Consider the following 1123-nt stretch of genomic DNA (forward strand, 5'->3'; position numbering starts at 1 on the left):
GTTTACCTTTAAAATAGTTCATTGATATATCCTCGCTGTCATTTTTATTCATTTTACACTAAAATAGACTTATCAGAAAACTTTGCAACAGAACCTATAAAATTAACACAAAATTAAAAGATGAAAAAAGTAAAAAAATGAAAATTAAAGAGAAAGCTTGATAGCATGAAAGCAAAAGATAGTAATAAAAATAGGAGGATACAATTTTGACAAAAAAAATTGTTGAGATTCAAGATATAAAAAAAGAATTTAATCAGAAAACAGTTTTAAGCAATATTACTTTTTCTATTAAAAAAAATGAATGTATTGCTCTACTTGGAAAAAACGGTGCAGGAAAAAGTACATTATTGAATATAATCATAGGAAAATATTTTCAAAATGATGGAAATGTAAAGATATACTGCGAGAAAAAAAATGTTGGTTTTTTACCTCAAAATACCAATTTTCCTGATGATATAAAGGTAAACGAGTTAATTAACTTTGTATCTAGTTATACTGATACTCCTCTTTCTGAGGAAGAAGTTGCACTTATTCTTAATTTTTCAAACGAACAAATGAATAAGTTTGCTTCTAAATTATCTGGAGGGCAACAGAGATTACTAGATTTTTGTTTAGCTGTAATTAACAAACCACAATTTTTAATTGTTGATGAGCCTACCTCAAGTATGGATACATCGACCAGACACCATTTTTGGGAATGTATCCAACAACTTAAAGAAAAAGGCACTACTGTATTATTTACAACCCATTATATTGAAGAAGTAAATTATTGTGCGGATAGAGTACTTTTATTAGATAATGGTAATTTAATGGCAGATGAAACACCATACCGGCTAAGAATGCTGAATCACGAAAAAATTATTGTTTTAGATATTAATTTATATAAGCAATTTGAACAACCATTACAACATATAATTATATGTAATCAGATCAAAGAAATTTTTTCAAAATCTACTGTGGAATTTTATTTTGTAGCAGAAAGAACAGATGATATTATTAAAGCGTTATTAAGCATAGGATTCCCTATTAAAGAAGTTGAGCTTACCAATACATCATTACTGGATACTATATTTGAGGGTACTCATATTGAGGAGACACAAAATGACTAATTTAGCAAAAATAG

The 1123-nt window shown here is 27.3% G+C and carries 1 protein-coding gene; it reads left to right on the forward strand.

All coding sequences use genetic code 11. The features are described from left to right. Positions 1 to 206 precede the first annotated feature (206 nt). Positions 207 to 1109, forward strand: coding sequence for an ABC transporter ATP-binding protein (locus AB0N16_RS41875; protein WP_081144471.1), 903 nt, complete (start codon positions 207 to 209; stop codon positions 1107 to 1109). Positions 1110 to 1123 lie beyond the last annotated feature (14 nt).

Source organism: Streptomyces sp. NPDC051105 (genome assembly GCF_040682795.1).
Lineage (GTDB): Bacteria > Actinomycetota > Actinomycetes > Streptomycetales > Streptomycetaceae > Streptomyces.